General features: G+C 71.8%; 19 protein-coding genes and 1 tRNA gene. 12 read left to right on the plus strand and 8 right to left on the minus strand.

Features of this window, described 5'->3' with window-relative positions:
- Positions 1-105: 105 nt before the first annotated feature.
- The 3 genes from ACL02O_RS21070 to ACL02O_RS21080 all read right to left on the minus strand — a co-directional run bounded on the left by ACL02O_RS21070 (position 106) and on the right by ACL02O_RS21080 (position 2175).
- Complete coding sequence (locus ACL02O_RS21070) at positions 106-912, minus strand: WecB/TagA/CpsF family glycosyltransferase (protein WP_412819831.1); 807 nt, start codon at positions 910-912, stop codon at positions 106-108.
- Positions 909-1982, minus strand: coding sequence for an NAD-dependent epimerase/dehydratase family protein (locus ACL02O_RS21075; RefSeq protein WP_412819832.1), 1074 nt, complete (start codon positions 1980-1982; stop codon positions 909-911). Before ACL02O_RS21075 ends, ACL02O_RS21070 begins: the two co-directional genes overlap by 4 nt.
- A gap of 107 nt (positions 1983-2089) precedes the next feature.
- Positions 2090-2175: transfer RNA gene (locus ACL02O_RS21080), tRNA-Leu, on the minus strand.
- A gap of 210 nt (positions 2176-2385) precedes the next feature.
- Here ACL02O_RS21080 and ACL02O_RS21085 point away from each other — a divergent pair.
- The 7 genes from ACL02O_RS21085 (at position 2386) to pknB (ending at position 11294) form a co-directional block, all read left to right on the plus strand.
- Positions 2386-3174: an FhaA domain-containing protein gene (locus tag ACL02O_RS21085; RefSeq protein WP_412819833.1), complete on the plus strand. Its 789-nt coding sequence runs from the start codon at positions 2386-2388 to the stop codon at positions 3172-3174.
- Between the two features lie 6 nt (positions 3175-3180).
- Complete coding sequence (locus ACL02O_RS21090) at positions 3181-3666, plus strand: FHA domain-containing protein FhaB/FipA (RefSeq protein WP_412819834.1); 486 nt, start codon at positions 3181-3183, stop codon at positions 3664-3666.
- On the plus strand, positions 3663-5102 hold the full coding sequence (locus ACL02O_RS21095) for a PP2C family protein-serine/threonine phosphatase (protein ID WP_412819835.1): 1440 nt from the start codon (positions 3663-3665) through the stop codon (positions 5100-5102). Before ACL02O_RS21090 ends, ACL02O_RS21095 begins: the two co-directional genes overlap by 4 nt.
- Positions 5103-5187: 85 nt before the next feature.
- Positions 5188-6618 carry an FtsW/RodA/SpoVE family cell cycle protein gene (locus ACL02O_RS21100; RefSeq protein WP_412819877.1) on the plus strand — a complete coding sequence of 477 codons (1431 nt, stop codon included), beginning with the start codon at positions 5188-5190 and terminating at the stop codon, positions 6616-6618.
- The gene (locus ACL02O_RS21105; RefSeq protein WP_412819836.1) at positions 6615-8120 is read left to right on the plus strand and encodes a peptidoglycan D,D-transpeptidase FtsI family protein; all 1506 of its coding nucleotides are present in this window, start codon (positions 6615-6617) and stop codon (positions 8118-8120) included. Before ACL02O_RS21100 ends, ACL02O_RS21105 begins: the two co-directional genes overlap by 4 nt.
- 1 nt (position 8121) lies before the next feature.
- Entirely contained in the window at positions 8122-9486 is a 1365-nt protein-coding gene (locus ACL02O_RS21110; protein ID WP_412819837.1) for a serine/threonine-protein kinase, read from the plus strand.
- Entirely contained in the window at positions 9483-11294 is a 1812-nt protein-coding gene (pknB, locus tag ACL02O_RS21115) for a Stk1 family PASTA domain-containing Ser/Thr kinase (RefSeq protein WP_412819838.1), read from the plus strand. The genes ACL02O_RS21110 and pknB overlap by 4 nt, the downstream gene beginning before the upstream one ends.
- Before the next feature lie 113 nt (positions 11295-11407).
- On the opposite strand, the gene ACL02O_RS21120 is transcribed toward pknB, so the two are convergent.
- From ACL02O_RS21120 to ACL02O_RS21135, 4 genes are read right to left on the minus strand one after another with little or no spacing between them, the layout of a single operon-like run.
- On the minus strand, positions 11408-12058 hold the full coding sequence (locus ACL02O_RS21120) for an aminodeoxychorismate/anthranilate synthase component II (protein ID WP_412819839.1): 651 nt from the start codon (positions 12056-12058) through the stop codon (positions 11408-11410).
- 4 nt (positions 12059-12062) lie between these two features.
- Entirely contained in the window at positions 12063-12341 is a 279-nt protein-coding gene (locus ACL02O_RS21125; protein WP_412819840.1) for a hypothetical protein, read from the minus strand.
- A gap of 2 nt (positions 12342-12343) precedes the next feature.
- Positions 12344-14527 (minus strand): class E sortase, encoded by a 2184-nt coding sequence (locus ACL02O_RS21130; protein WP_412819841.1) that lies wholly within the window; start codon positions 14525-14527, stop codon positions 12344-12346.
- Complete coding sequence (locus tag ACL02O_RS21135; protein WP_412819842.1) at positions 14524-15330, minus strand: DUF881 domain-containing protein; 807 nt, start codon at positions 15328-15330, stop codon at positions 14524-14526. The genes ACL02O_RS21130 and ACL02O_RS21135 overlap by 4 nt, the downstream gene beginning before the upstream one ends.
- Before the next feature lie 231 nt (positions 15331-15561).
- On the opposite strand from ACL02O_RS21135, the gene ACL02O_RS21140 reads away from it, so the two are divergent.
- The 5 genes from ACL02O_RS21140 (at position 15562) to ACL02O_RS21160 (ending at position 22053) form a co-directional block, all read left to right on the plus strand.
- A complete protein-coding gene (locus tag ACL02O_RS21140; protein ID WP_412819843.1) occupies positions 15562-15825 on the plus strand; it encodes a cell division protein CrgA in 264 nt (87 codons plus the stop codon).
- Positions 15826-16201: 376 nt separating this feature from the next.
- The gene (locus tag ACL02O_RS21145) at positions 16202-18400 is read left to right on the plus strand and encodes a (Fe-S)-binding protein (RefSeq protein WP_412819844.1); all 2199 of its coding nucleotides are present in this window, start codon (positions 16202-16204) and stop codon (positions 18398-18400) included.
- A gap of 168 nt (positions 18401-18568) precedes the next feature.
- Positions 18569-19876, plus strand: coding sequence for a hemolysin family protein (locus ACL02O_RS21150; protein WP_412819845.1), 1308 nt, complete (start codon positions 18569-18571; stop codon positions 19874-19876).
- Entirely contained in the window at positions 19869-20873 is a 1005-nt protein-coding gene (locus ACL02O_RS21155) for a hemolysin family protein (protein WP_412819846.1), read from the plus strand. The genes ACL02O_RS21150 and ACL02O_RS21155 overlap by 8 nt, the downstream gene beginning before the upstream one ends.
- A 163-nt stretch (positions 20874-21036) precedes the next feature.
- Positions 21037-22053, plus strand: a complete 1017-nt coding sequence (locus ACL02O_RS21160) for an NlpC/P60 family protein (RefSeq protein WP_412819847.1) — start codon at positions 21037-21039, stop codon at positions 22051-22053.
- A gap of 61 nt (positions 22054-22114) precedes the next feature.
- Here the strand turns inward: ACL02O_RS21160 and ACL02O_RS21165 are convergent, their stop codons facing one another.
- A complete protein-coding gene (locus ACL02O_RS21165) occupies positions 22115-24142 on the minus strand; it encodes an N-acetylmuramoyl-L-alanine amidase (RefSeq protein WP_412819848.1) in 2028 nt (675 codons plus the stop codon).
- Positions 24143-24241 lie beyond the last annotated feature (99 nt).

The following is a 24241-nucleotide window of genomic DNA, read 5'->3' on the forward strand; positions in this document are numbered from 1 at the left end:
GCCAATCTCTTCCCACCGGCGTCCGGCGGTCCCCCTCGGGGTGACCGCCGGACGTCGTCTCCGCGCCGACGGGTGGGCGACGGAGCCAACTGGTCGAGCGGTGGGTCAGACGTCGAAGGTGGCCGGGCGGCCGGTGGCCGGCGGCGGCGGGGTGGCCTTCCACAGGCCGGTCCGCTGCGCGGCCAGCCGGGCCAGGTAGGCCGGGTTGAGGATGACGTAGCGCCGCCAGAGCCGCTTCGGCTCCAGGCCGAGCCGCCAGAACCACTCCAGCCCGGTCCGCTGCATCCACGCCGGGGGGTTGCGCAGCAGGCCGGCGTGGTAGTCGAAGGCCGCGCCGACCGCCATCAGCGGCATGTCCAGCAGCGGTCGCATGGCGTACGCGAAGACCTCCTGGCGGGGGCAGCCCAGCCCGACCAGGACGAGCCGAGCCCCGCTGGCCTTGATCCGGTCGGCGATCTCGACGTCCTCCCCGGGGGAGAGCGCGCGGAACTTGGACGCCTCCACCCCGGCGATCTTCAGCGCCGGGAACTTCCGTTCCAGGGCCGGGACCAGCCGGGACAGGGTCTCCTCGGTGGAGCCGTAGAGGTAGACCGGAAGCCCCTCGTCGGCGAAGTGGGCGAGCACCCGCAGGGTCAGCTCGGGTCCGTAGACCCGGTCGGTGAGGCCGGCGCCGTGCAGCAGGTTGAGTGCCCAGCGGACCGGCTGGCCGTCCGGGGTGACCAGGTCGAACGAGTTGAGCCGGGCGTTGTGCGCGGGGTCGAGCACCCCGGTCATCACGCCGTGCACGGCCAGCGCGGTCAGGGCCAGCGGGCGCCGCTCGTGCGCCGCCGCGACGACCGCCTCGGTCGCTCCGGCGTAGTCGGTCGCGTCGACGAGTACGCCGAGCACGTTCCGCTTGGTGCCGCTGGTCATGCCTTCGGCACCCACTTGTCGACGTTCGCCTCGTAGATCTCGCGGAGGATCATCGGCACGTCGTAGGTGATCTTCCAGCTCGGGTAGTGCTCCTCGAACCGGGCCATGCTGCTGACGTACCACTGGTGGTCGCCGGTGCGGGCCTGCTCGACGTAGTTGATCTGCGCCTCGCGGCCGGTGATCTGCTCGGCGATCCGGAACGCCTCGATGTGCGAGGTGTTCGAGTGCCGGCCGCCGCCCAGGTTGTAGACCTGGGCCGAGCGCGGCTCGCGGAAGAACGCCTCGAACGCGGTCAGCACGTCGTGCGAGTGGATCGCGTCCCGGACCATCTTGCCCTTGTAGCCGAAGAGGTTGTACGTCCGGCCCTCCATCACGCAGCGCATCAGGTACGCCAGGAAGCCGTGCAGCTCGGCCGCCGAGTGCGCCGGGCCGGTGAGCGTGCCACCCCGGAAGCAGGCGGTCCGCATGTCGAAGTACCGGCCGTACTCCTGGACCATCACGTCGGCGGCGACCTTCGAGGCGCCGAAGATCGAGTGCAGCGACTCGTCGATCGACATGTCCTCGGTGATGCCCTGGTGGTACGGGTGGTCCTCGGGCAGCTCGTACCGGGTCTCCAGCTCGACCAGCGGCAGGGTGTTCGGGCGGTCGCCGTACACCTTGTTGGTGGAGCAGTGGATGAACGGCGCCTCGATCGCGTGCCGGCGGGTGTTCTCCAGCATGTTGAGGGTGCCGCCCGCGTTCACGTCGAAGTCCGTGTACGGCTCCTTGGCGGCCCAGTCGTGGCTCGGCTGGGCGGCGCTGTGGATCACCACGGCGATGTCCGAGCCGTACTTCTTGAAGACGTTCTCCAGGCCGTCCCGGTCGCGGATGTCCACCGGGTAGTGGGTGTACGCGGTGCCCAGGTCGGCGGCGAGCCGGTCCAGGCTCCAGGCCGTCGAGCCGTCCTCGCCGAAGAAGTACCGGCGCATGTCGTTGTCGATGCCGACCACGTGGAGACCGAGGCCGGCGAAGTGCCGGGCCGCCTCGGAACCGATGAGACCGCCGGAGCCGGTCACCAACGCGACACTCACACGCCACTCCTGATCCATAGGAGGCAGGGAACGAATCGGAGCATAGCGTGACGTCAGGCACGCCCCGATACAGCGCGAGGGCCCCGCTGCCCGCGGAGCCCTCGTGATGGTGGGGAAGGGGGGAGTTGAACCCCCACGCCCTTTCGGGCACACGGACCTGAACCGTGCGCGTCTGCCATTCCGCCACTTCCCCGTGGCTTGACCTGGAACACCGTATCTCATCGCGGTCCCGCCTTCTGCGGCGGGTGCCCGGACATATTACGCTGTTCACCGGTCATCGCCACGAGCGATCACCGTTCGTGGCGGACGAAACTGTAGCACGACCTCGGTGCCGTCCACGAACGGGCCGCCGGCACCCGGCCGAGCGGCATGTGAGCTGCGGAGGCGGTGTCCGGATACCATCATGGCCTCGGGACCCGAGGAGGAGCCGGTGAGCGTGCTGCAACGCTTTGAAAAGCGTCTGGAAGGCCTAGTCGAGGGGGCCTTTGCCAAGGTCTTCAAAGGGGTGGTCCACCCCGTGGAGATCCTCAACGCCATGCAGCGGGAGGCCGAGGCGCACAAGGCGATCCTGGCCGGCGGGCGCACGTTGGTGCCCAACCGCTACGTGATCGATCTCTCGCCCTACGACCACAGTCGGCTGGCGCCCTACGCCGCCGCGCTGGCTCAGGAGCTGGCCCAGTCGCAGGCGGAGTTCATCGGCGAGCAGGCCTGGACGGTCTACGGGGACGTGATCGTCGAGATCGAGCGCGGCGAGGGGCTGGACACCGGCATGTTCCGGGTCACCGCCGAGGTCTACACCGGTGGCGACGTGGCGCCGGTCTCCGCGCCCGGCGGCTACGACGCCGGTCCCGGCTACCCGGCGTACGACCAGGGTGGCGGCTACGGCCCGCCGCCCGGGCACGGCGGTGGCCGCAACGTCCGGCTGGTCTCCGGCGACGGCCGCACCTACCCCCTCCAGATGGGCTCGACCGTCATCGGTCGCGGCGACCAGGCCAACCTGCGCCTGCCCGACGTCGGGATCTCCCGCCGGCACGCCCGGCTGGACTTCGACGGCGGCCAGGTCGTGCTGACCGACCTCGGCTCCACCAACGGCACGATGGTCAACGGCCAGCGCGTCTCCGCCGTCGCCCTCAACCCGGGCGACATGGTCCAGCTCGGCACGACCACCCTGACCTTCCGCGTGGACGGCTGATCCGCGTTGCCGGAACTCGTCATCACCGTCGCCCGGTTCGGGTTCCTCATCCTGCTGTGGATCTTCGTGTTCACGGTGGTCGGGGTGATTCGCCGGGACCTCTTCGCGGGAGCCCGCTCGGGTCGGCTGGTGGCCGCGCCGCGCGGGGTCGGCGCCCCGGCCGGACCGGCGGCGAAGCCGGCGAAGGTGAAGCGGGGCCGGGCCGCGCACCAGCTCGTGGTCACCGCGGGTCAGTTGGCCGGCACCCGGATCACCCTGGGTGAGGCACAGATCACCATCGGTCGCGCCGAGGACTCGACCCTGGTGATCACCGACGACTACGCGTCGGCGCGACACGCCCGACTCGTGCCGCGTGACGGGCAGTGGTACGTCGAGGACCTCGGATCGACTAACGGCACGTACCTGGATCGCGCTAAGGTCACCGGACCAACCCCCGTCCCCCTCGGCGTGCCGATCCGGATCGGCCGCACCTCTCTCGAATTACGGCCATGACTCTGACCCTGCGCTATGCGGCCCACAGCGACCGCGGTCTGATCCGAGACGGCAACCAGGATTCCGTCTACGCCGGACCGCGGCTGCTTGCCGTAGCCGACGGCATGGGCGGCATGGCCGCCGGTGACGTCGCCAGCAACATCGTCATCGGTGCCATGGCGCCCCTCGACGAGGACGTCCCCGGGGACGCCCTCGTCGACGCGTTGCGTTCTGCCGTGGGCACCGCCAACCAACAACTCCGCGACACCGTGGACGCCAACCCCCAGTTGGAGGGCATGGGCACCACGCTCACCGCGACCCTCTTCTCGGGCAGCAAGCTCGGCATGGTCCACATCGGTGACTCGCGGGCCTACCTCCTGCGCAACGGGGAGTTCGCGCAGATCACCAAGGACGACACGTACGTCCAGATGCTCGTCGACGAGGGCCGGATCAGCGCGGAGGAGGCGAGCAGCCACCCCCAGCGCTCGCTGCTCACCCGGGCGCTCGACGGTCGCGACATCGACCCCGAGTACAGCGTCCGTCAGGTGCTGCCCGGCGACCGCTACCTGATCTGCTCCGACGGCCTCTCGGGCGTGGTCAGCGCGGACACCATCGGCGACACCATGCGCGAGTACGCCGACCCGCAGCAGTGTGTCGAGCGCCTGGTGCAGCTGGCCCTGCGCGGTGGCGGCCCGGACAACATCACGGTGATCATCGCGGACGCCACCGACCAGGACATCGTCGAGGCGTCCCCGATCGTCGGCGGCGCCGCCGCCCGGGACCGGGGCATGGCCACTTCGGCCGACGTCTCCACCCCGGCGGCCCGCGCCTCCGCACTCTCCGCCCCCCGCGCGGCCACGCCCGAGGAGCCGACGGACACCCGCGACGACGAACCGGCAGGGCGCCGGCACCGCCCGTTGCGGACCGCCGCCATGCTGCTGGCGCTGCTGGTCATCCTCGGCGGTGGCCTCTTCGGCGGGTGGAGCTACACCCAGCGCCAGTACTACGTCGGCGCCACCGAGGACGGGCAGCTCGCCGTGTTCCGGGGCGTACCGGGCCAGATCGCCGGACTCGACCTGTCCCGCGTGCACGCCACCAGCGAGGCGAAGCTGGACGACCTCACCCTGGCCGCCCAGGAGCAGGTCAAGCAGGGCATCCAGGCCAAGAGCGAGCCGGACGCCGAGCGGCGGCTGGCCGAGCTCACCAGCGATGACCCGGCGAATCCGAACCTCAAGCCGCTATGTCCCCCGAGCCCGACCCCCACGGTCGCCGCGCTCAGCCCGACGCCGTCCGCCATCACCACCCCGGCGGCCCCGTCCGGCAGCGCCACCGCCATCCTGCCGGCGGCCACCCCCACCCCGACGCCCGCGCCGGCCGCGCCGACGACCACGCCTGACGCCGTCCCCTCCGACACCGTCCCGCCGGTCGATCCGGCCGGGTGCCGGTCGCCGGAGTGAGCGTCGGTTCGACCCGGAGGACGCATCCGTGACCGCAGCCGCCGTACCGGCAGCCTCGCCCGCCTCGACGGGCGAGCAGCCCGGCGTGCGCCTGGCCCGGTCCCGGCGCAACGCCGAGCTGTCCCTGCTGCTGCTCGCCATGGTGCTGGTGGCGGCATACTCGGCCACGGTCGAGGCGAACGTGTTGGACACGGTCACCTCGGACTTCTGGATCCCGGCCGCCGCGCTGGGCCTGGTCTTCCTCGGCCTGCATCTGGTGATCCGCTGGCTGGCACCCTTCGCCGATCCGGCGCTGCTGCCGGCGGTCGCCCTGCTCAACGGCATCGGCGTCGGCTTCCTGCGCCGTTACGACCTGGCTCAGGCGGCCCCGGAGGAGCGGGAACACCTGGCGATCTTCGCCGGCACCGGCGGCCGGCAGCTCGCCTGGACGCTCGGTGCGGTGATCCTCGCCGCCGGGCTGCTGGCGATCATGCGGGACCACCGGTCGCTCTCCCGGTACGCGTACACCCTGGGGTTGGCCGGCATCGTGCTGGTGATGATCCCGGCGGTGCTGCCAGCCCGGTTCTCCGAGATCAACAACGCCAAGCTGTGGATCCGGATCGGCGGCTTCTCCATCCAGCCGGGTGAGTTCGCCAAGCTCGCGCTGCTCGCCTTCTTCGCGTACTACCTGGTCCGCAAGCGGGAGGTGCTGTCGCTGGCCAGCCGCCGGCTGCTCGGCATCGACTTCCCGCGCGGGCGAGACCTCGGCCCGGTCCTCGTGGTCTGGATGATCAGCCTCCTCGTCCTGGTCTTCGAGAAGGACCTGGGCACCTCGCTGCTCTACTTCGGCATGTTCGTGGTGACGCTCTACATCGCCACCGAACGGGTGAGCTGGCTGCTGATCGGTCTGGTCCTCTTCTTCGGCGGCGCCTACGTGGCGTACCTGCTGGGCGGCACCGTCGGCGGCCCGTTCGCCAACTTCTACCTGCGGGCCGAGATCTGGCTCGACCCCTTCGGGGACCCGTACGACAAGGGCTACCAACTGGTCCAGGGCCTGCTCACGCTCGGCACCGGCGGGCTCTTCGGGGCCGGCCCGGGCGGCGGCCAGCCGACCCTGCTGCCCGAGGTGCAGACCGACTTCATCTTCGCCGGCATCGGCGAGGAGATCGGCCTCTTCGGCCTCTCCGCGCTGCTCGTGGTCTACCTGCTGATCGTCGAGCGCGGGCTGCGGGCCGCGCTCGCGGTCCGCGACTCGTTCGGCAAGCTGCTCGCCGGTGGCCTGGCCTTCACGCTGGGCCTCCAGGTCTTCGTGATCGTCGGCGGGATCAGCAAGCTCATCCCGCTGACCGGCCAGACCACCCCGTTCCTCTCCGCCGGTGGCTCCTCCCTGATGGCGAACTGGCTGCTCATCGCGACCCTGCTCCGGGTCTCCGACGGCGCCCGCCGGCCGGTGACCGGGGGCGGCCCCGTGAACCGGCCGGCGGGCGGCCCGCCGGAACAGCTGCACGGGGCCCCCACGGAGGTGATCCGGCCGTGAACGCACCCCTGCGCCGCGTCGGCGTGGTCGTCATGATTCTCTTCGGCCTGCTCTTCGCGAACCTGAACTGGATCCAGGCCTACAAGGGCGACGAGTACCGCAACAGCGACTACAACGGTCGGGTCCAGGTCGCCGAGTACGACCGCAAGCGCGGCAACATCGAAGTCGGCGGCACCGCGTACGCGATCAGCAAGGACACCGGCGGGAAGCTGCGCTACCTGCGCACCTATCCCGGTGGTGAGGAGTACGCGCATGTGCTCGGCTACCAGCCGGTCAACGGGAGCGCGGTCGGCATCGAGCGGACGGAGAACCAGTTCCTCGCCGGCACCAGCGACCAGCTCATCGCCAACCGGATTAAGGACATGTTCACCGGCGATCGGACCGGCGGCGGCAACGTCCTGCTGACCCTCTCCAAGCGGGCCCAGGACACGGCGTACAAGCAACTCCAGAACAACGAGGTCGGCGCGACCCGGGGAGCGGCGATCGCGATCGACCCGCGCACCGGCGCGGTGCAGGCGCTGGTCTCCATGCCGAGCTTCGACCCGAACCCGCTGGTCAGCCACGACACCGCTGCAGCGGCGAAGGCGTTCAACAAGCTCGAGCAGGACAAGGACCGGCCGCTGGCCAACCGCGCGCTCTCCGAGGTGCTGCCGCCGGGCTCCACCTTCAAGGTCATCATGTCTGCGGCGGCGCTGGAGAGCGGCTACACCAAGGAGACCAAGATCCCGGCCGGGCAGAGCTGGACCCCGCCGACGTCCGGCCAGCCGATCAAGAACGCGGCGGACTCGATCTGCCCGCAGAACGAGGTGACCCTGATCCAGGCGCTCACCGAGTCCTGCAACACCGGCTTCGCCCAGCTCGGCGTGGAGCTCGGGGCGGACAAGGTGAAGGAGAAGGCTCGCCAGTTCGGCTTCGAGCAGGACGACCTCACCGTCGGGCAGTTGGGCGAGGGCGGCCTGCCGGTGGCGGCCAGCCGGACCGGGGACATGACGGCACCGGGCGGAGCGACCGACCCGGCCGCCCTGGCCCAGTCGTCGATCGGCCAGCGCGACGTGCGGATGACCCCGCTGCAGGGCGCGTTGATGGCGGCGTCGGTGGCCAACGGCGGCAGCCAGATGCGGCCGTACCTGGTCAAGCAGCTGCTCGCCCCGGACCGCACCACCAGCTACTACACCGCGAAGCCGCGCGAGCTGCGCCAGCCGGTGAGCGGCACGGTCGCCAGCGACCTGCGGGACATGATGGTCAGCGTGGTCGAGAACGGCACCGGCAAGTCGGCCCGCATCGGCGGCTACACGGTCGGCGGCAAGACCGGCACCGCGCAGTCCGGCCCGGGCACCCCGGACCACGGCTGGTTCATCGGCTTCGCCCTGGACAAGAACGGCACCCCGATCTCGGCGGTCTGCGTGGAGCTGGAACAGGCCGGCAGCGGCGGCAGCCACGAGGCGGCCCGGATCGCGGGGCGGATCATGGCAGCGGCCATCGCCGACTCCGGGGGGCGCTGACATGCTCGGTCCCGGGGTGCTGCTCGGTAACCGCTACCGCCTCGACGAGCGGATCGCCAGCGGTGGCATGGGCGACGTCTGGCGCGGCACGGACCAGGTGCTGGGCCGGACGGTCGCGGTGAAGAGCCTGCTCCCCGCCCTGCTCGACGAGCCGGGCTTCGCCGAGCGGTTCCGCGGCGAGGCGCGGACGATGGCCACCATCAACCACCCCGGGGTGGTGGACGTCTACGACTTCGGCAGCGACCAGCAGATCGCCTTCCTGATCATGGAGTACGTCGAAGGCGACGCGCTCGCCTCGACGCTCAGCCGGGTCGGTCGGCTCACCCCGGCCCGGACCATGGCCCTGCTGGCGCAGGCCGCCGACGCCCTGCACGCCGCGCACGAGAAGGGGATCGTGCACCGCGACGTGAAGCCGGGCAATCTGCTGGTCCGGCCGAACGGCACGCTGGTGCTCACCGACTTCGGCATCGCCCGCTCGGACCTGGTGGGTCAGCTCACCGCCGCCGGCTCGGTGCTCGGCACGGCCTCGTACATCTCGCCCGAGCAGGCCACCGGCGCGGTCGCCACCCCCGCCTCCGACGTGTACGCGCTGGGCGTGGTCGCCTACCAGTGCCTTGCCGGCCGGCGGCCGTTCGAGGGGGACAACCCGCTCGAAATCGCCATGAAGCACGTCCGGGAGGCACCCCGCCCGCTTCCCGCCGACATTCCGCCCCAGGTTCGGGCGATCGTCGAGCGGGCCCTGGCGAAGGACCCGACGGCCCGCTGGCCGAGCGCCGCCGCCCTGGCCGGCGTCGCCCGGCAGGCCAAGCTCGCCCTGTCGCAGCAGGCCCGGGGCGGGGCGGGCCACGCCGGCCCGATCTCCGGCGTACCCTCCTCGCCGGCTGCTCCGGCGGCCCGGGCGCAGGCCCCGGCCGCGCCGCGCCCGCAGCCCCGGTCACCCGCGTCGCCCGCCCGGCCGCCGGTCGCGCCGCGACCCGCCGCGGTGCCGCAACCCGTCCCGCAGCCGCGCCCGGCGGTGGCGCCGCGCGGCGCGGCCACCGTCCCGCCGCCCCGGCAGCACAGCCCCGTCGCGTACGCGCGGCCGTCGGCCGCCCCGCCGGCTCCGCGCCGGTCCCGGTCCGGGCTGTGGGTCACCGCCGTGGTGGTGGCCGTACTGGTCGTACTGTGCTCGGGCGTGATTTCGTACTACTACCGGAAGTACGCGGCAACCGGTCGACCCGGCGCGCTCGCTCCGGTGAGCGTGATGTCCGGCGCGGTGCGGACCCACGGTGCGGACGATCTGGCCCTAACGTCGTACCGTCGTGAGGTACGACTCCAGCCGGCTGGCGGCGAGACGACGACGAGCGAAGGACGAGAGACGCGATGACAGCGCAGGCCCGCCTGCTCGGTGGCCGGTACCAGGTCGGCGAGCTGCTCGGCTACGGCGGCATGGCGGAGGTGCATCGTGGTCGCGATCTCCGGCTCGGGCGGGATGTCGCGATCAAGATGCTTCGGACTGATCTCGCCCGAGATGCCACGTTCCAGATGCGGTTCCGTCGCGAGGCGCAGAACGCCGCCTCGCTGAACCACCCGGCGATCGTCGCGGTGTACGACACCGGCGAGGAGACCGCGCCGACCGGCGAGACGTTGCCCTTCATCGTGATGGAGTTCGTCAACGGACGGACCCTCAAGGAGGTGCTGGGCGTCGAGGGCCGGCTCCAGCCGCGCCGGGCGCTGGAAATCTGTGCCGACATGTGCGCCGCGCTGGAGTTCAGCCACCGGCACGGCATCATCCACCGGGACATCAAGCCGGGCAACGTGATGCTCACCCAGACCGGCCAGGTCAAGGTGATGGACTTCGGCATCGCCCGAGCGCTGGCCAGCGGGGCCACCACGATGACACAGACCAGCGCCGTCATCGGCACCGCGCAGTACCTCTCCCCGGAGCAGGCGCGCGGCGAGTCGGTCGACGCCCGCTCCGACGTGTACGCGGCCGGCTGCGTCCTCTTCGAGTTGCTCTGCGGGCACCCGCCGTTCGTCGGGGACAGCCCGGTCAGCGTCGCGTACCAGCACGTGCGGGAGCAGCCGCCGACGCCGAGCAGCATCAACCGGGACGTCAACCCGGCGGTGGACGCCATCGTGCTCAAGGCGCTGTCCAAGAACCCGGTGAACCGCTACCAGAGCGCCGGCGAGATGCGGGCGGACCTGCTCCGCGCCGCCGCCGGCCGTCCGGTGCTGGCCACCCCGGTCATGCCCGCGGACGAGACCGCGGCGATGGCGCCGGCCGCCGCCGGGTACCAGACGCAGGTGATGGGTCCGCAGACCCACCAGCAGGTGCCGGCCCGGGTCGGCGACCCGCGCAAGCGGAAGAGCTCCTCCTGGGTGATCGCCACCTTCGCCGCGCTCGGCGTGCTCGCGGTGATCGCCCTGGCCACCGCCCTGTTCCTGAGGGAGAAGGGCGTGGAGCAGGTCCGGGTGCCGTCCCTGGAGGGCAAGGCCCAGGCCGCCGCCTTCCAGGACGTCCAGAACGTGGGGCTCGTCCCGGTGCTGGGCGATTCGGTGCAGAACAGCACCTGCAAGGAGGGCACCGTGGCCGGCCAGAGCCCGCCGGCCAGCACCCCCTTGAATAAGGGGGACAACGTCACGATCCAGATGTGTGGCGGCCCGGAGCAGGCCACCATCCCGGCCGGTCTGACGGGCTCCCAGTTCGAGAACGTCAAGCAGCAGCTCGAAAACCTGAAGCTCGCCGTCGAGTCCGAGCCGGTCGACAGCAGCCTGACGAAGGGCCTCGTCGTCAGCGTCGATCCCAAGGAGGGCACGACCGTACCGGTCGGCACCACCGTCAAGGTGCAGGTCTCCAAGGGCAACGTCGCCAAGGTCCCGGACGTGGTCGACCTCCCCAAGGACCAGGCGGTCAGGATGCTGAAGAACGCCGGATACAAGGTGAGAATCCTTGACGGTGACGAGACCTCCAACCCGGACCAGGTCGGCAAGGTCAGCAGGCAGAGCCCCGACGCGGAGAAGGACTACGCGAAGGGCAAGCAGGTCACCATCTACGTCGACATCGCACCGCCGGAGCCGACCGAGACGCCGACGTCGCCCACCCCGGACCCGACCGGCTCGCCCACGGCCGGCGGTGGCGGCGGAGGATTCCCCTTCCCCACCTCGCCTCCGGCGCGGCTCTCCGGCCAGTGACGGATCGAGGCCCCGACTCCGGTCGGGGCCTCGACGTTTTTGCCTACTCCGAATCGCTGCGGTGTCGGGGTGGCCGGGACACCGAAACCTCGCCGCTCCGGCGACGAACGCTGTCAGGCGGTGGCGAAGGCGGCCCGGCGACGGGCGTCCACCTCGGCCGCCAGCTCCGGGGCCCGCTCCAGCGCCTCGGGGAAGCCGCAGACCGCCAGCCAGTTGGCCAGCATGAGGTGCCCGCCCTCGGTCAGCACCGACTCGGGATGGAACTGGACGCCCTCGATCGGCAGGGTGCGGTGCCGCATCGCCATGACCACGCCGGAGCCCGTCCAGCCGGTCACCTCCAGCTCGTTCGGCAGCGTCTCGGGCAGCACGGCCAGCGAGTGGTACCGGGTGGCGGTGAACGGGTCGGGCAGGCCGGCGAGCACCCCGACCCCGTGGTGGCTCACCTCGGAGGTCTTGCCGTGCAGCAGTTCCGGCGCCCGGGTCACGGTCGCGCCGAACGCCTCGCCGATCGCCTGGTGACCGAGGCAGACACCGAACAGCGGAAGCTTGCCGGCGTACTCCCGGATGACGTCGAGGCAGATGCCGGCGCGGTCCGGGCTGCCCGGCCCGGGCGACAGCAGGACGCCCGCCGCGCCCGTCCGGCCGACCTCGGCGACGTCGATCTCGTCGTTGCGCCGCACCTCGCAGTCCGCCCCGAGCTGGCCGAGGTACTGCACCAGGTTGAAGACGAACGAGTCGTAGTTGTCGATCACCAGGACGCGCATCGGGTCACCTGTTCGGGGTGGTGGGCGGGGCGTTGTTGGTCTCCGTGCTGTACGGGATCTCCTCCTCGCTCGGCTGCACGCTCGGCACGGTGAGCTCGCCGCCGTCGCCGCCCGGCACGCCGGAGTCCTGGGTCACCTGGACATCGTCGAAGGGGAGCAGCGGCTCGGCCCACGGGAAGACCACGAACCAGAGCAGAGCGACCGCGGCCGCGCTGAGCAGCAGCGCGCCGATCAGCTTCCCGGCGAGCCCGAACGGCAGCTTGCGCCAGATCCACGCGTACATCGTCAGCCTTCCAGCTCCGGCGGCCGGCCCGCCGACTTGGCCACGACGTGGTCCAGCCGGGCGTGGATGATCAGTCGCTGGTAGTTGTTGAACTTGGGGTTGCAGGTGGTCAGGGTGAGCAGCTTCTCGGTCGGCTTCTGGCCCGGCCGACCCGGGACCGGCGCGACCACCTCCACCTGGGTCGGCCGCACGACCTGCTGCTGGTAGACCTTGTAGATGAACCACTCGGACTGCGACTCGACCACGATGTTGTCGCCCGACCTCAGCTCGTCCAGCCGCCAGAAGGTGGCCCGGATCCGGTGCCCCGCGACGGCGAAGTTGCCCACCTGGCCCGGCAGGGCGCTCTTCGGGTAGTGGCCCGGGGCGTACCGGATGTCGTCCGGGGTGACCCCCTCGACCACCACCCAGTGCTTGTCGAGCTTGGGGATGTAGAGCCCGGCGACGGGCTTGCCCTCGGCGGGCGGGGTGGGTTTGGGGGCGGGGCCGGTCGGGGCGACCGTCGGGTCGGTGTCGCCGCCCCACTCCTGGGCGAGCTGGCTGTTCAGGTCGTTCTGGTGGGCGTCGACGATCACCGTCTTGCCCCAGATCTCGTATCCGGCGAAGAGCAGCACGATCAGGCCGAAGGTGATCAGCACCTCGCCGGTGGCCCGGATGCCGGTGCGTAGCCGGGAGCCGACGCTGGGACGGGTCAGCTCCGAGTAGACGCTCTTGTACCCCTCCCCGGTCTGCTCGGGCCGGAGCTGCACCACGCGCTCACCCCGCCGAGGCTGGGGCGGCTCGGCCGGAGTGCCGTCCGGCTCGTCGCCGCGCTTCTCGCGCAGCGGCGGCACGGCACCCATCAGCGCGGTGTGGTCGAGCCCGGGGTGGTTCGGGCGCCGGGCGGTGACGGCCGGGAGCACGGCGGTAGCCCCCGGATCCGCCGGCACGCCGCCGGCTTCGGGTCGCCCGCCCGCCTGCGGTGCGCCACCGGGCGCTGCCGATCGTGGCACCCCACCGGAGGGTGTGGCCGGCTGCGGCGAGCCGGCGGCCCGCTCCCCGCCCGCGGGTCCGGTGTCCCGGGCGCGGCTCTCGGCACCGTCAGCGGAGCCGGAACGGGTCTCCGGCCGGCCGGTCACCTTGGGAATGATCGCGGTCGGCGCGTCGCCCGGGGCGGCCGGTCGTACCCCCGGCGTCGAGGCGGGGGTGGACGGTCGGCTGCCGGGCTGCTCGCCAGCCTTGGCCGGCGAGGCGGCCGCCGCCCCCGGCCCGGCCGCCCCCGGCCCGGCCGCCCCCGGCCCGGCCGTGCCCGGCGCTGCGGTGGCTGGCGCTGCGGTGGCTGGCGCTGCGGGGGCCGGGCCAGCGGTGGTCGGCCGGGTGGCGGCTGGTGCTGCGGCGGCCGGGCCGGCGGCCGTCTGGCTGGTTGCGGTCTGGCTGGTTGCGGTCGGCGCCGTGGGGGCCGGCCCGGCGGCGCCCGGCTGGGTGGCGGCTGGCGCTGGGGCGGCCGGGCCGGCGGTGGTCGGGCTGCTCGTACCGGACGGGTCCACGGCCCGCGCGCCGGTGGTCGGCCGGTCGGAGCCGCCAGCGGTCGGCCAACCGCCGGGGGCGGTCTGCTGGGGGGCGGGCGGCGGGGTGGGCTGCGAACGTGCGGAGGCCGCGTCCTCGCCCCATCGCGGCGGCGGCTCGGTGGGCAGCCGGCGCGGCGGCACGCCCTGGCCGGTGCCCGGCCAGGCGCTCGGCGCGGGGCGCTGCGTGGCCTGGGGCGGCGGGGCGGCCGCTGCCTGCTGGGGCGCGCTCGTCACGACGGTCCGGTGCTGGTCCGGGCCGAGACCGGAACCGCCCGGATCGGCACCGGGAGCGGCCGGCCGATCCGGGCCGGCGGGCGCGGCACGGCGCTGGTCGTGGATCGCCGGCGGCGGGATCCGATCGCGGTCGGCGGCGGTCGGCGGGACCCGGTCGCGATCCGCGGGGGCCGACGCGGTGCGGGTGCCTCCGGCGCTGTCGCCGAAGAACGCGGTCCGCCGGTCGTCGACCGGCGGACGGGGTACGGCGGGCTGGCGCTCGACCGGTTCCGGCCAGGGAAGGTTGAGCGCGGGAGGCGCCGGCGGCGGGGTCGGGGCCGGGCGCTCGACCGGGCGGATGAATGCGGTGGGCTCGTCGCTGTCGTCGCGGTGGCGCCCGTTCCGTTCCCGGGGCTCCTCAGTGGTCACCGGGGCACCTTCGCGGAGCGGAGGGCGGTCGAGTCCTCGAACGCCGGAACGGTGACCGTGGAAACGGTCTCGGAATAGCCGAGCTGGTAGTGGTCGACCGCTTCCTTGAACAACCGGACTCCCTCGGACGCGGCGAGGGCCTGCTGGAGCGAGGCGGGGTCGCCGATAGCCACGATCTTGAAAGGAGGGGAGTACACCCGGCCGTGCAGCAGCAGGGTGTTACCGACGCAGCGTACCGCGCTGGTGCTGAGGACACGCACATTCATGATTGACATGGCCTCGGCTCCGCCCGCCCAGAGCGCGTTCACGACCGCCTGGACGTCGCCCTGGTGGACGACCAGATCGTCGTTGCTGGCACCTTTGGGCAGAGTCTGGTCGGCCCGCCGGGGCGCGTCGTTGAGTTCGATGGTGAGGCCGATGCCGGTGAGTGCGGTGAACCCGGCGACCTGCCGGCTGGCGGCGGCGCGGTCCCGCTGCTCCCTGATCGGCCCGTCGGTGCCGGCCAGGGCGGCGGTCTGCTCCTCGACCTCGGCGCGCAGCTGCGCGGCCCTGGCCTCGCTCTGCGCGACCTGCTCGCGCCGGTCCTCGATCAACTGGGTGAGCTGCGGGCGGCGGTCCTCCCGCAGCGCGGTGCCGCCGGCCGTGGTCGCGGTCGTGGTGAACAGCAGGCCCGCCGCGGCGGCGATCAGGGGTACGCCGACCGACCATCCCGGGCGGCGTTGCCGTGGCCGCCGGGGCAGCAGGCCGACGACCGCCCGCCGGAGGACCTTCTGCCAGGAGGCGGCGCCGGACGTGTACTCCACCGGGCGTTCCCTTTCCCGTTGTCTCGTTCCGGGCCGCGACGGTGCGGACCGGTGTGCTCGACCCGAAAAGTCCCACCCTTTTCGGTCACTCCGTGCACCGGCCTGACCCCATTCGTGGCCCGGACGGTCCTTCGGGACTACGCTAGCTGTCGAACATTATTGGCCATGGACCGTCGCCCTCGCGCCCGGTTGTCAGGCCGGACGAGGTCGTACCCCCCTCTGGAGAGCGTCGTGCCCAAGTCTCAGGTCCGCAAGAAGAAGGTGTACACCCCGCCGACGGACGTCCGTCCGACGGCAACGGCGGCGACGCGCAAGCCTAGCCCGGTGTGGCTGCCGATCACCGCGGTCACGCTGATCGTGACCGGGATCGGCTGGCTGGTCGTGTACTACCTCTCCGAGCAGGCTTACCCGGTCGCCTCGTGGAGCTACTGGAACCTCGCGGTGGGCTTCGGCGCGATGGTCGCCTCGCTCATCCTGCTCTCCCGCTGGCGCTGACCCGGTCGACGGCCGGCCCGGCTCCCACCGAGACAACTCCGTGGGGGTCCGGGTCGTTGTCCTGTCCGGTGCCGATAGGTCGTCGCTGACCGGTTTCGTCCCCTCCGTCCGGTGGATAAACGTCACGCCACCACGCCCCAGCCCGGCGGGGACGATCCCGTCCACCTAAGGTGTCCGCAGGGCGGCGTGGCCGGATGCGAGATGACTCACGTTACTGCTGGGTAACCTTGCGCGTAGGCTGCACTGCATGACCGAGCGGAGCGAGGTCATCGGCCGGTCGGGTCGGGGTGGCGGTGGCGGCGGAACGCCGGCCGGCCCCTGAGCCGTTCCCGGTCGCCGAGCCGCTCGACAGGCAGCAGACCGGGAGGCCAACTCGATGGGCAGCGTCCAGATCGTCACCACGATCCTCGCGGCCGCCATCACCGCCGTGGCGGTGTGGCTTGCGGTACGCGCGGTCATGAAGATGACGGCCGTCATCCGGCTGGGGCAACCCGCGCCGGAGCGGTTCACCGACAAGGGCGCCCGCACGAAGAAGATGCTGGTGGAGACCGCCGGCCACACCCGCATGCTCAAGTGGAGCGTGATCGGCGCGGCGCACTGGTTCGTGATGGTCGGGTTCATCGTGCTGTCGCTGCTGGTGCTCGAGGCGTACTTCGAGGTGGTCGGCCCGGGCGGCGGGCTGCCGATCATCGGAGACTGGACGATCTTCGGCCTGGCCACCGAGTGGATCGGGATCTTCGGCCTGGTCGGCATCCTGGTGCTGATGGCCATCCGGCTGCGCAACCGGCCCAACCGGCCGGGCAACCGGTCCCGGTTCACCGGCTCGACCATGTGGCAGGGCTACTTCGTCGAGTGGGTCGTGCTGCTCGTTCTGATCTTCGGCTTCGTGATCCGGGGCTTCAAGGTCGCCACCGACCACTTCGAGTTCCCGGTCTGGGCCACCCCGCTCAGCCACGCGGTCGGTGCCGCGCTGCCGGCCTGGACGGCCGGGGTCAGCGTCGCCGCCCTCATCAAGATCGTCATCTCGATGACCTGGCTCATCGTGATCTCGCTGAACGTCACCATGGGTGTCGCCTGGCACCGCTTCCTGGCCTTCCCGAACATCTTCTTCAAGCGGGAGCCCGAGAAGGCGGCCGGTTCCGGTCTCGGCGCGCTGCGGCCGATGATGAGCGACGGCAAGCCGCTCGACTTCGAAGAGGCCGACCCGGAGAAGGATCAGTTCGGCGTCGCCCAGGTCGAGCAGTTCACCTGGAAGGGCCTGCTGGACTTCAGCACCTGCACCGAGTGCGGTCGCTGCCAGTCGCAGTGCCCGGCCTGGAACACCGGAAAGCCGCTGTCGCCGAAGCTGCTGGTGCTGAGCCTGCGCGACCACGCGTACGCCAAGGCGCCGTACCTGCTGGCCGGTGGCGGCAAGGACCTGACCGGCGAGGAGAAGGCCACCCAGGAGCAGCTCGCGAACGTCGACGTGCTGGCCATGGCCGAGGCCGACCGGCCGCTGATCGGCACCGCGGACGAGGGCGGTGTCATCGACCCGGACGTGCTCTGGTCCTGCACCACCTGCGGCGCCTGCGTCGAGCAGTGCCCGGTCGACATCGAGCACGTGGACCACATCGTCGACATGCGCCGCTACCAGGTGCTGATCGAGTCGAGCTTCCCGTCCGAGGCCGGCGTCATGCTCCGCAACCTGGAGAACAAGGGCAACCCGTGGGGTGCCCCGCAGAACACCCGCGAGGACTGGACCAAGGGCCTGGACTTCGAGGTGCCGCGGGTCGGCGAGGTCGAGGACTTCGAGTACCTGTTCTGGGTCGGCTGCGCCGGCGCGTTCGAGGACCGGGCCAAGAAGACCACCCGCGCGGTCGCCACGCTGCTCAACGAGGCCGGCGTCTCCTTCGCCATCCTCGGCGAGGGCGAGACCTGCTCGGGTGACCCGGCCCGCCGGATCGGCAACGAGTTCGTTTTCCAGATGCTCGCCCAGCAGAACGTCGAGACGCTGAACGAGGCGTTCGAGGGCCGGGAGAAGAGCAAGCGGAAGATCGTGGCCACCTGCCCGCACTGCTTCAACACGCTGGGCAACGAGTACGGGCAGCTCGGCGGCGAGTTCGAGGTCGTCCACCACACCCAGCTGCTGGCGCACCTGGTCAGCGCCGGCAAGCTCACCCCGGTGCAGCCGGTCGACGGCGGCGTGACCTACCACGACCCCTGCTACCTGGGCCGGCACAACCGGGTCTTCGCCGCCCCGCGTGAGGTGCTCGGCGACTCCATCCAGGGTGAGATCACCGAGATGCCGCGCAACAGCGAGCGCTCCTTCTGCTGCGGTGCCGGCGGCGCCCGGATGTGGATGGAGGAGAAGATCGGCAAGCGGATCAACGTGGACCGGGTCGAGGAGGCCATGTCCACCGGGGCGAAGACCATCGCGGTCGGCTGCCCGTTCTGCTCGACGATGCTCAACGACGGGGTCAACGGCAAGGGCGCCGGCGAGCAGGTCGAGGTCGTGGACGTGGCCAGCGTGCTGCTCCGCTCGGTCAAGCCCGGGGGCGCCGCGGGCGAGAAGGAGACGGCCGGCGCGGCCGGCTGAGCGAGCTCCTACGGACCACGGGAGCGGCGCCACCCTGCGGGGTGGCGCCGCTCTCGTTCGGTGCCGCGCTCACGGTCCGGACCCGCGTGCTCATGCGGTCTGGCGGGGCCGTGCAAGAATCCCGTCCGAGGTGAGACGAACATCGACAGCCTTCTGGTCACCACGCTGTTGCCCCTGGTCGGCTTCGTCCTGCTGACCGCCGGCAACGCGTTCTTCGTGGCGGCCGAGTTCGCCCTGGTCACCGTCGACCGAGCGGAGATCGACCGGCGGGCCGGCGAGGGCGACGGCCGGGCGGCGACCGTACGCCGGGCGCTGCGCGAGCTTTCCTTCCAGCTCTCCGGCGCGCAGCTCGGCATCACCATCACCGCGCTGCTCACCGGCTATCTGGCCGAACCGGCCCTGGCCCGGCTCTTCGCCCCGCTGCTGCGCCCGTTCGGCGGGGCGGACCGGTTCGGCGGGCTGCTCGCCCTGGCCCTGGCCACGCTGATCTCGATGCTCTTCGGCGAGCTGGTGCCGAAGAACCTGGCGCTGGCCCGGCCGATGCCGGCCGCGCTGGCCACCGCCGGGCCGATGCGGACCTTCGCCCGGACCTTCGGCTGGCTGATCCGGCTGCTCAACGACTCGGCGAACCGGCTGGTCCGCCGGCTCGGCGTGGAGCCGCAGGAGGAGCTGGCCAGCGCCCGGTCCCCGGAGGAGCTGGGACTGCTCGCCGCCATCTCGGCCCGGGCCGGCGCGCTGCCGCCGGACACCGCGATGCTGCTGCGCCGCACCATCCGGTTCGGCGACAAGCGGGCCGCCGAGGCGATGACCCCCCGGGTGGACGTGATCGCCCTGCGGGCGACCGCCACCGTCGCCGAGTTGCTGGACCTGTCCCGGCAGACCGGCCGGACCCGGTTCCCGGTCTACGAGGAGACGCTCGACCTGGTCACCGGCGTCGCCGGAGTGCCGGACGCGCTCGGCGTACCGCTGGCCCGTCGCGGGTCCACCACCGTCGCGGCGGTCGCCCGCGAGCCGGTGTACGTCCCGGAGAGCCTCGACCTGGACGGGGTCCTGGCCGCACTGAAGGCGGCCGGTGCCGATCTGGCCATCGTGGTCGACGAGTACGGCGGCACGGACGGCGTGGTGACGGTGGAGGACCTGGTCGAGGAGCTGGTCGGCGAGATCGCCGACGAGTTCGACCCGGACGCGGTCGACGACCTCGGTCCGGTCGAGCTGACCGTGCCGGGAGGTGAGCGGACCGTCCTGGTGGACGGCGTGCTGCGCGAGGACGAGCTGGCCGAACAGGCCGGCTTCCGGCTGCCCGAGGGGCCGTACGAGACGCTCGCCGGCTTCCTGATGGCCCGGCTCGGGCACATCCCGGTACCCGGCGAGACCGTCGAGGAGGCCGGGTACGAGTTCACCGTGGTGGAGGTCGAGCGGCACCGCGTGGAGCAGGTCCGGGTGGTCCGCCCCGAGGAGCCCGACGGCGATGAGTGAGCTGCTGATCGCCGTCCTGCTGCTGCTCGGCAACGCCTTCTTCGTGGGCAGCGAGTTCGCCCTGATCGCGTCCCGGCGTACGGTGATCGAACCGCTGGCGGCGGGGTCGAAGCGCGCCTTCTGGGCGCTCTCCGCGATGAACCAGATCCCGTTGATGATCGCCGGGGCGCAGCTCGGCATCACGGTCTGCTCGCTCGGCCTGGGCGCCATCGCCGAGCCGGCGCTGGCCCACCTGCTGGAGACGCCGTTCGAGCGGCTGGGCCTGCCGGCCTCCGCCGTGCACCCGGTGGCGTTCGTGATCGCGCTGGGCGTGGTGGTCTTCCTGCACACTGTGGTCGGGGAGATGGTGCCGAAGAACATCACCCTGGCCGGCCCGGAGCCCTCCGCGCTCTGGCTCGGTCCGGCGATGCTGGCCTTCTGCGTCGCCACCAAGCCGCTGCTGCTGGCGATGAAGTGGTCGGCCCGGCAGGTGCTGCGACTGTGGCGGGTGGAGGCGACCGACGCCGTGAAGACCGTGTTCACGGCGGAGGAGTTGGCCGGGCTCGTCTCGCAGGCGCGTACCGAGGGGCTGCTGGACGCGGAGGAGCACGCCCGGATCACCGGCGCGCTGGCCCTGCACAGCCGTACCGCGGCGGACGCGCTACAGCCCTGGTCCACGGTGACCACGGTGGCCGAGGACGTCTCACCGGCCTCGCTGGAGGTGTTGGCGACGCGGACCGGCCGGTCCCGCTTCCCGGTGGTGCAGCGGTCCACCCGCCGGGTGCTCGGCTTCGTGCACGTCAAGGACGTGCTCGGGTACGCGGGCGCGGGCCGGCGGGCCCCGGTGCCGGTCGAGGTCTACCGGCCGCTGGCCGTGGTGCCGCCCGACCGCACGCTGGCCGATCTGCTGCTCGCCATGCGACGCGAGCGGCGGCACATGGTGCTGGTGAGTGACGGTCGCCGTGCGCTGGGTGTGGTGACCCTGGATGACGTATTGACCGCGATCGTTGGAAGGTGAATGAATACCCTTGGTGTGCAAGCCGTCGCAGATACGTGATTGAACAAAAGGTCGCCTTGATTCCACCCGGTGCCTTCCCTAATGTGGGGCACCGACCGCTGTGGGTCGTCCGCCCCGACCTTCCCTCTCGCGGGGCGCCCGGCGGTCGGTTGCAAAGGAGTCCGTGCCGGTGGCAACCACGCCCCCTCATCGTCACGCCCCGAGTCAGCCGCCCGCCAGACCGGTCGGAGCACGCCGGGTCCTACGCCGTCTCCTCACCCTGGTCGCGGCCGTCGCGGTCGGCGCCGGGATGCTGACGGCTCCGGCGCACGCGGCGCCGTCGGTGGACGAGATCGACAAGCAGATCGACAAGCAGTGGGAACAGCTCGAGCCCACCATCGAGAGCTACAACAAGATCCGTGCCCAGCTCAAGAGCAACCAGAAGAAGTCCGCGAACCTCGAGAAGAAGATGGTGCCGCTGGAGCTGGAGTCGGCCCTGGCGATGAACCGGGTCGGCGACATGGCCGCCCGCTTCTACATCCAGGGCCCCTCGCAGGACATCGGCGCCCTGCTGGTGAGCACCAAGCCGGGCACGCTCGGTGAGCAGCTCGTCATCCTCGACCGGCTGGCCGAGCAGCAGCGCAAGCAGGTCGCCGGGGTGCTGGCCATCCGTGACAAGTACAACGCGCAGAAGCAGAAGCTGGACGCCCTGATCGAGACCCAGAAGAAGCAGGTCGCCGAGCTGAACGCGAAGAAGAAGCAGATCGACGCCGAGATCAAGCGGCTGACCGCGATGCTGCCGGTGACCTCGGTGCGGGTGGAGGGTTGCCCGAACATCGACGGCGTGGTCAGCAGCGCCGCGCGTACCGCGATCAAGACCGCCTGCGCGCAGGTCGGCGACCCGTACGTCTGGGGGGCCACCGGCCCGAACTCGTTCGACTGCTCCGGCCTCACCCAGTACGCCTACAAGGCCGCGGGCATCTACCTCACCCACTTCACCGGCGCGCAGTGGAGCGAGACCAAGGCGGTCTCCAAGTCCGACGCCCGCCCCGGTGACCTGGTCTTCTTCTACAGCGACCTGCACCATGTCGGGCTCTATCTCGGCAACGGGTTGATGGTGCACGCGCCACGGACCGGCAAACCGGTCCAGGTCGCGAAGGTCGCCTACATGCCGGTCGCCGGGTATCGCCGGGTCTACTGACCCCGATCAGCACGAAGGCCCCCGGTCCACACGGACCGGGGGCCTTCGTCGTCGGGACCGGTCAGGCCGGCGCGCCGACCGCGGCCGGCAGGATCTGCACGTCGTCGAGGTTGACGAACATCACCCGGTGGCCGAACTGGACCTGCACGTACCGGTTCTCGCCCCGGATGACGGTCCAGTCACCCGGCGCCGAACCGTCGAAGGTGACGGCCCGGTAGTACTCGCCCGGCAGGACGCCACCGACCGCGTACCGCTGGCCCGCCGCGAAGGTGTACTGGAGCGGCGCGATGGTCTGGACCGGCACACCGGCCGGGTACGCCTCCCGCTCCGGGTAGGCCCGCCCGTACACCGGAATCGTGGCCCTGCCCGGCTTGGGGGTCACCACGAAGCCCGCCGCCCACTTGGCGGTGGGCGCCGAGGCCGGGTTGTGGAACCACGCCTTCTGCCCGAGGTACCAGATCGCCGTCCAGTCGCCCTGGACGTCCGCGAGGGCGTACGTCTGGCCGGCGGAGGCGCGGGCGCCGTGGTCGGAGATGTACATGGTGTCCGGCGTGCCGTTCGGGCGCAGCCCGAGGTCGTTCACCAGCGGCGCGTCGGGGCTCGGCGCGGTGTGCAGGATGACCGACGAGGAGCCGCGCAGCGGGCAGGGCGCGGCCGGCGGCTTGGGCGTCGGCACGCCCGGCGGCTGCTGGTTGCAGCCCGTGAAGGCCGGCTGGTTGGTGGCGTAGTCCGGGTCGATGGTGACCAGGCCGGTGTGCGGCGTGCCGGTGCCCTGGAACGGCGCCTTCATCAGGTCGAAGTAGTGCGACCAGTCCCAGTACGGACCCGGGTCCCAGTGCATCCCGGCGACGTACCCGGGCAGGATGCCGGGCACGTTGTCGTGGCCGAGGATGTGCTGCCGGTCCAGCGGGATCTGGAAGCGCAGGGCCAGGTGGCGGACCAGCTTGGCCGAGGTCCGGTACATCGCCTCCGTGTACCAGGTGCCGTGGCCGGCGAAGCCCTCGTGCTCGATGCCGATGGACTTGGCGTTGACGTACCAGTTGCCGGCGTGCCAGCCGACGTCCTTGGCCTTGATGTGTTGCGCGACGTAGCCGTCGACCGAGCGCAGCGTGTAGTGCCAGCCCAGGTAGTCGGCCCGCTTGACCAGGTTCACGCTCGGGCCGAAGTAGCCCTCGGTGTCGTGGATGATGATGTACTCGATCTTCTGCTGCGCCGGCCGGTTGCCGAGGTCGTGGTTGCCGTAGTCACCGGGGTTGGCGCTGAGCTGCTCGTACGGGGCGGGGATCCACTCGCAGGCGAGCCGGACCGGGCACTCCAGCCCGTCCGGCCGCTCGGCGCGGCGCAGCCCCAGCTTGTGCAGCCCGGACTCGTCCGGCGTCACCGCGGTCGCGGCCAGGGTCACCCGCTGCCCGTCGTCGGTGGTCCGGCCGGCGCCCTGGCCGATCTGGTCGTACACCTCGTCGGCGAAGGCCGCTGCGGCGTCCTCGGTGTCCGCGCCGGAGTACCGGGCCACCGAGCCGTACCAGGCCGCCGGGTCGCTGCCGGTACCGACCGGCCCGCCCAACCCCTTCTGGTACGACGCGAGCAGCGCCGCGCCGCCCCGGATGTTCGCCACGACGTCGGTGCGCAGCGTCTCCGTTGGGATGCCGGTGAGCGCGGCGGCCGCGTCGACGGTCTGCAGGGACGCCTGGGGCAGCACGTCGCCGGTGGGCGCGGCGGCGACGGCCGGGTCGAGGGTGAGCGGCCGGGACTCGTCGCCCCGGGGGTCCTCGTTCTCGTCCACGTGCGCGGCGGACGGGGTCGAGGCGACCTGTTCTGCGTCGGTGAGGTGCATCGGCCCGTAGCCACCGCTGGTGCTCGGCTGGCCCGGGTGGGTGTCCCAGCGGGACTCCAGGTAGGAGACGCCGAGCAGGACGGCCTGCGGCACGCCGTACTCGTCGGCCGCGGCGGCGTACTGCTGCTGCCGGTCGCTGGCGTTGTTGGTGGGCGGTTCGGCAGCCACCGGGCCGGTGGTACCGAGCGCGGTGGCCGCCGCCACGGCGGCGGCCAGCAGTATCCGTCTGCCCGACGGCGGGGGTGAGAGGTGCATCGAACCTCCAGACAGGGATGGGGGTCACTGCGTTCCCACCCTCACTCCGCACCCGGCTCGCGGTCAATACCTTTCCAGCAGGTAATCGGCTTTGAAGGA

Origin of the sequence: Micromonospora mangrovicola (genome assembly GCF_047200535.1) — a bacterium.
Classification (GTDB): domain Bacteria; phylum Actinomycetota; class Actinomycetes; order Mycobacteriales; family Micromonosporaceae; genus Micromonospora.

Bases quoted from the DNA above. Each gene is read 5' to 3' on its own strand.
- ACL02O_RS21070 (WP_412819831.1), bottom strand. From the start codon at position 912: ATGACCAGCGGCACCAAGCGGAACGTGCTCGGCGTACTCGTCGACGCG.
- ACL02O_RS21085 (WP_412819833.1), top strand. From the start codon at position 2,386: ATGGCCTCGGGACCCGAGGAGGAGCCGGTGAGCGTGCTGCAACGCTTT.
- ACL02O_RS21095 (WP_412819835.1), top strand. From the start codon at position 3,663: ATGACTCTGACCCTGCGCTATGCGGCCCACAGCGACCGCGGTCTGATC.
- ACL02O_RS21110 (WP_412819837.1), top strand. From the start codon at position 8,122: ATGCTCGGTCCCGGGGTGCTGCTCGGTAACCGCTACCGCCTCGACGAG.
- pknB (WP_412819838.1), top strand. From the start codon at position 9,483: ATGACAGCGCAGGCCCGCCTGCTCGGTGGCCGGTACCAGGTCGGCGAG.
- ACL02O_RS21120 (WP_412819839.1), bottom strand. From the start codon at position 12,058: ATGCGCGTCCTGGTGATCGACAACTACGACTCGTTCGTCTTCAACCTG.
- ACL02O_RS21125 (WP_412819840.1), bottom strand. From the start codon at position 12,341: ATGTACGCGTGGATCTGGCGCAAGCTGCCGTTCGGGCTCGCCGGGAAG.
- ACL02O_RS21145 (WP_412819844.1), top strand. From the start codon at position 16,202: ATGGGCAGCGTCCAGATCGTCACCACGATCCTCGCGGCCGCCATCACC.
- ACL02O_RS21155 (WP_412819846.1), top strand. From the start codon at position 19,869: ATGAGTGAGCTGCTGATCGCCGTCCTGCTGCTGCTCGGCAACGCCTTC.
- ACL02O_RS21165 (WP_412819848.1), bottom strand. From the start codon at position 24,142: ATGCACCTCTCACCCCCGCCGTCGGGCAGACGGATACTGCTGGCCGCC.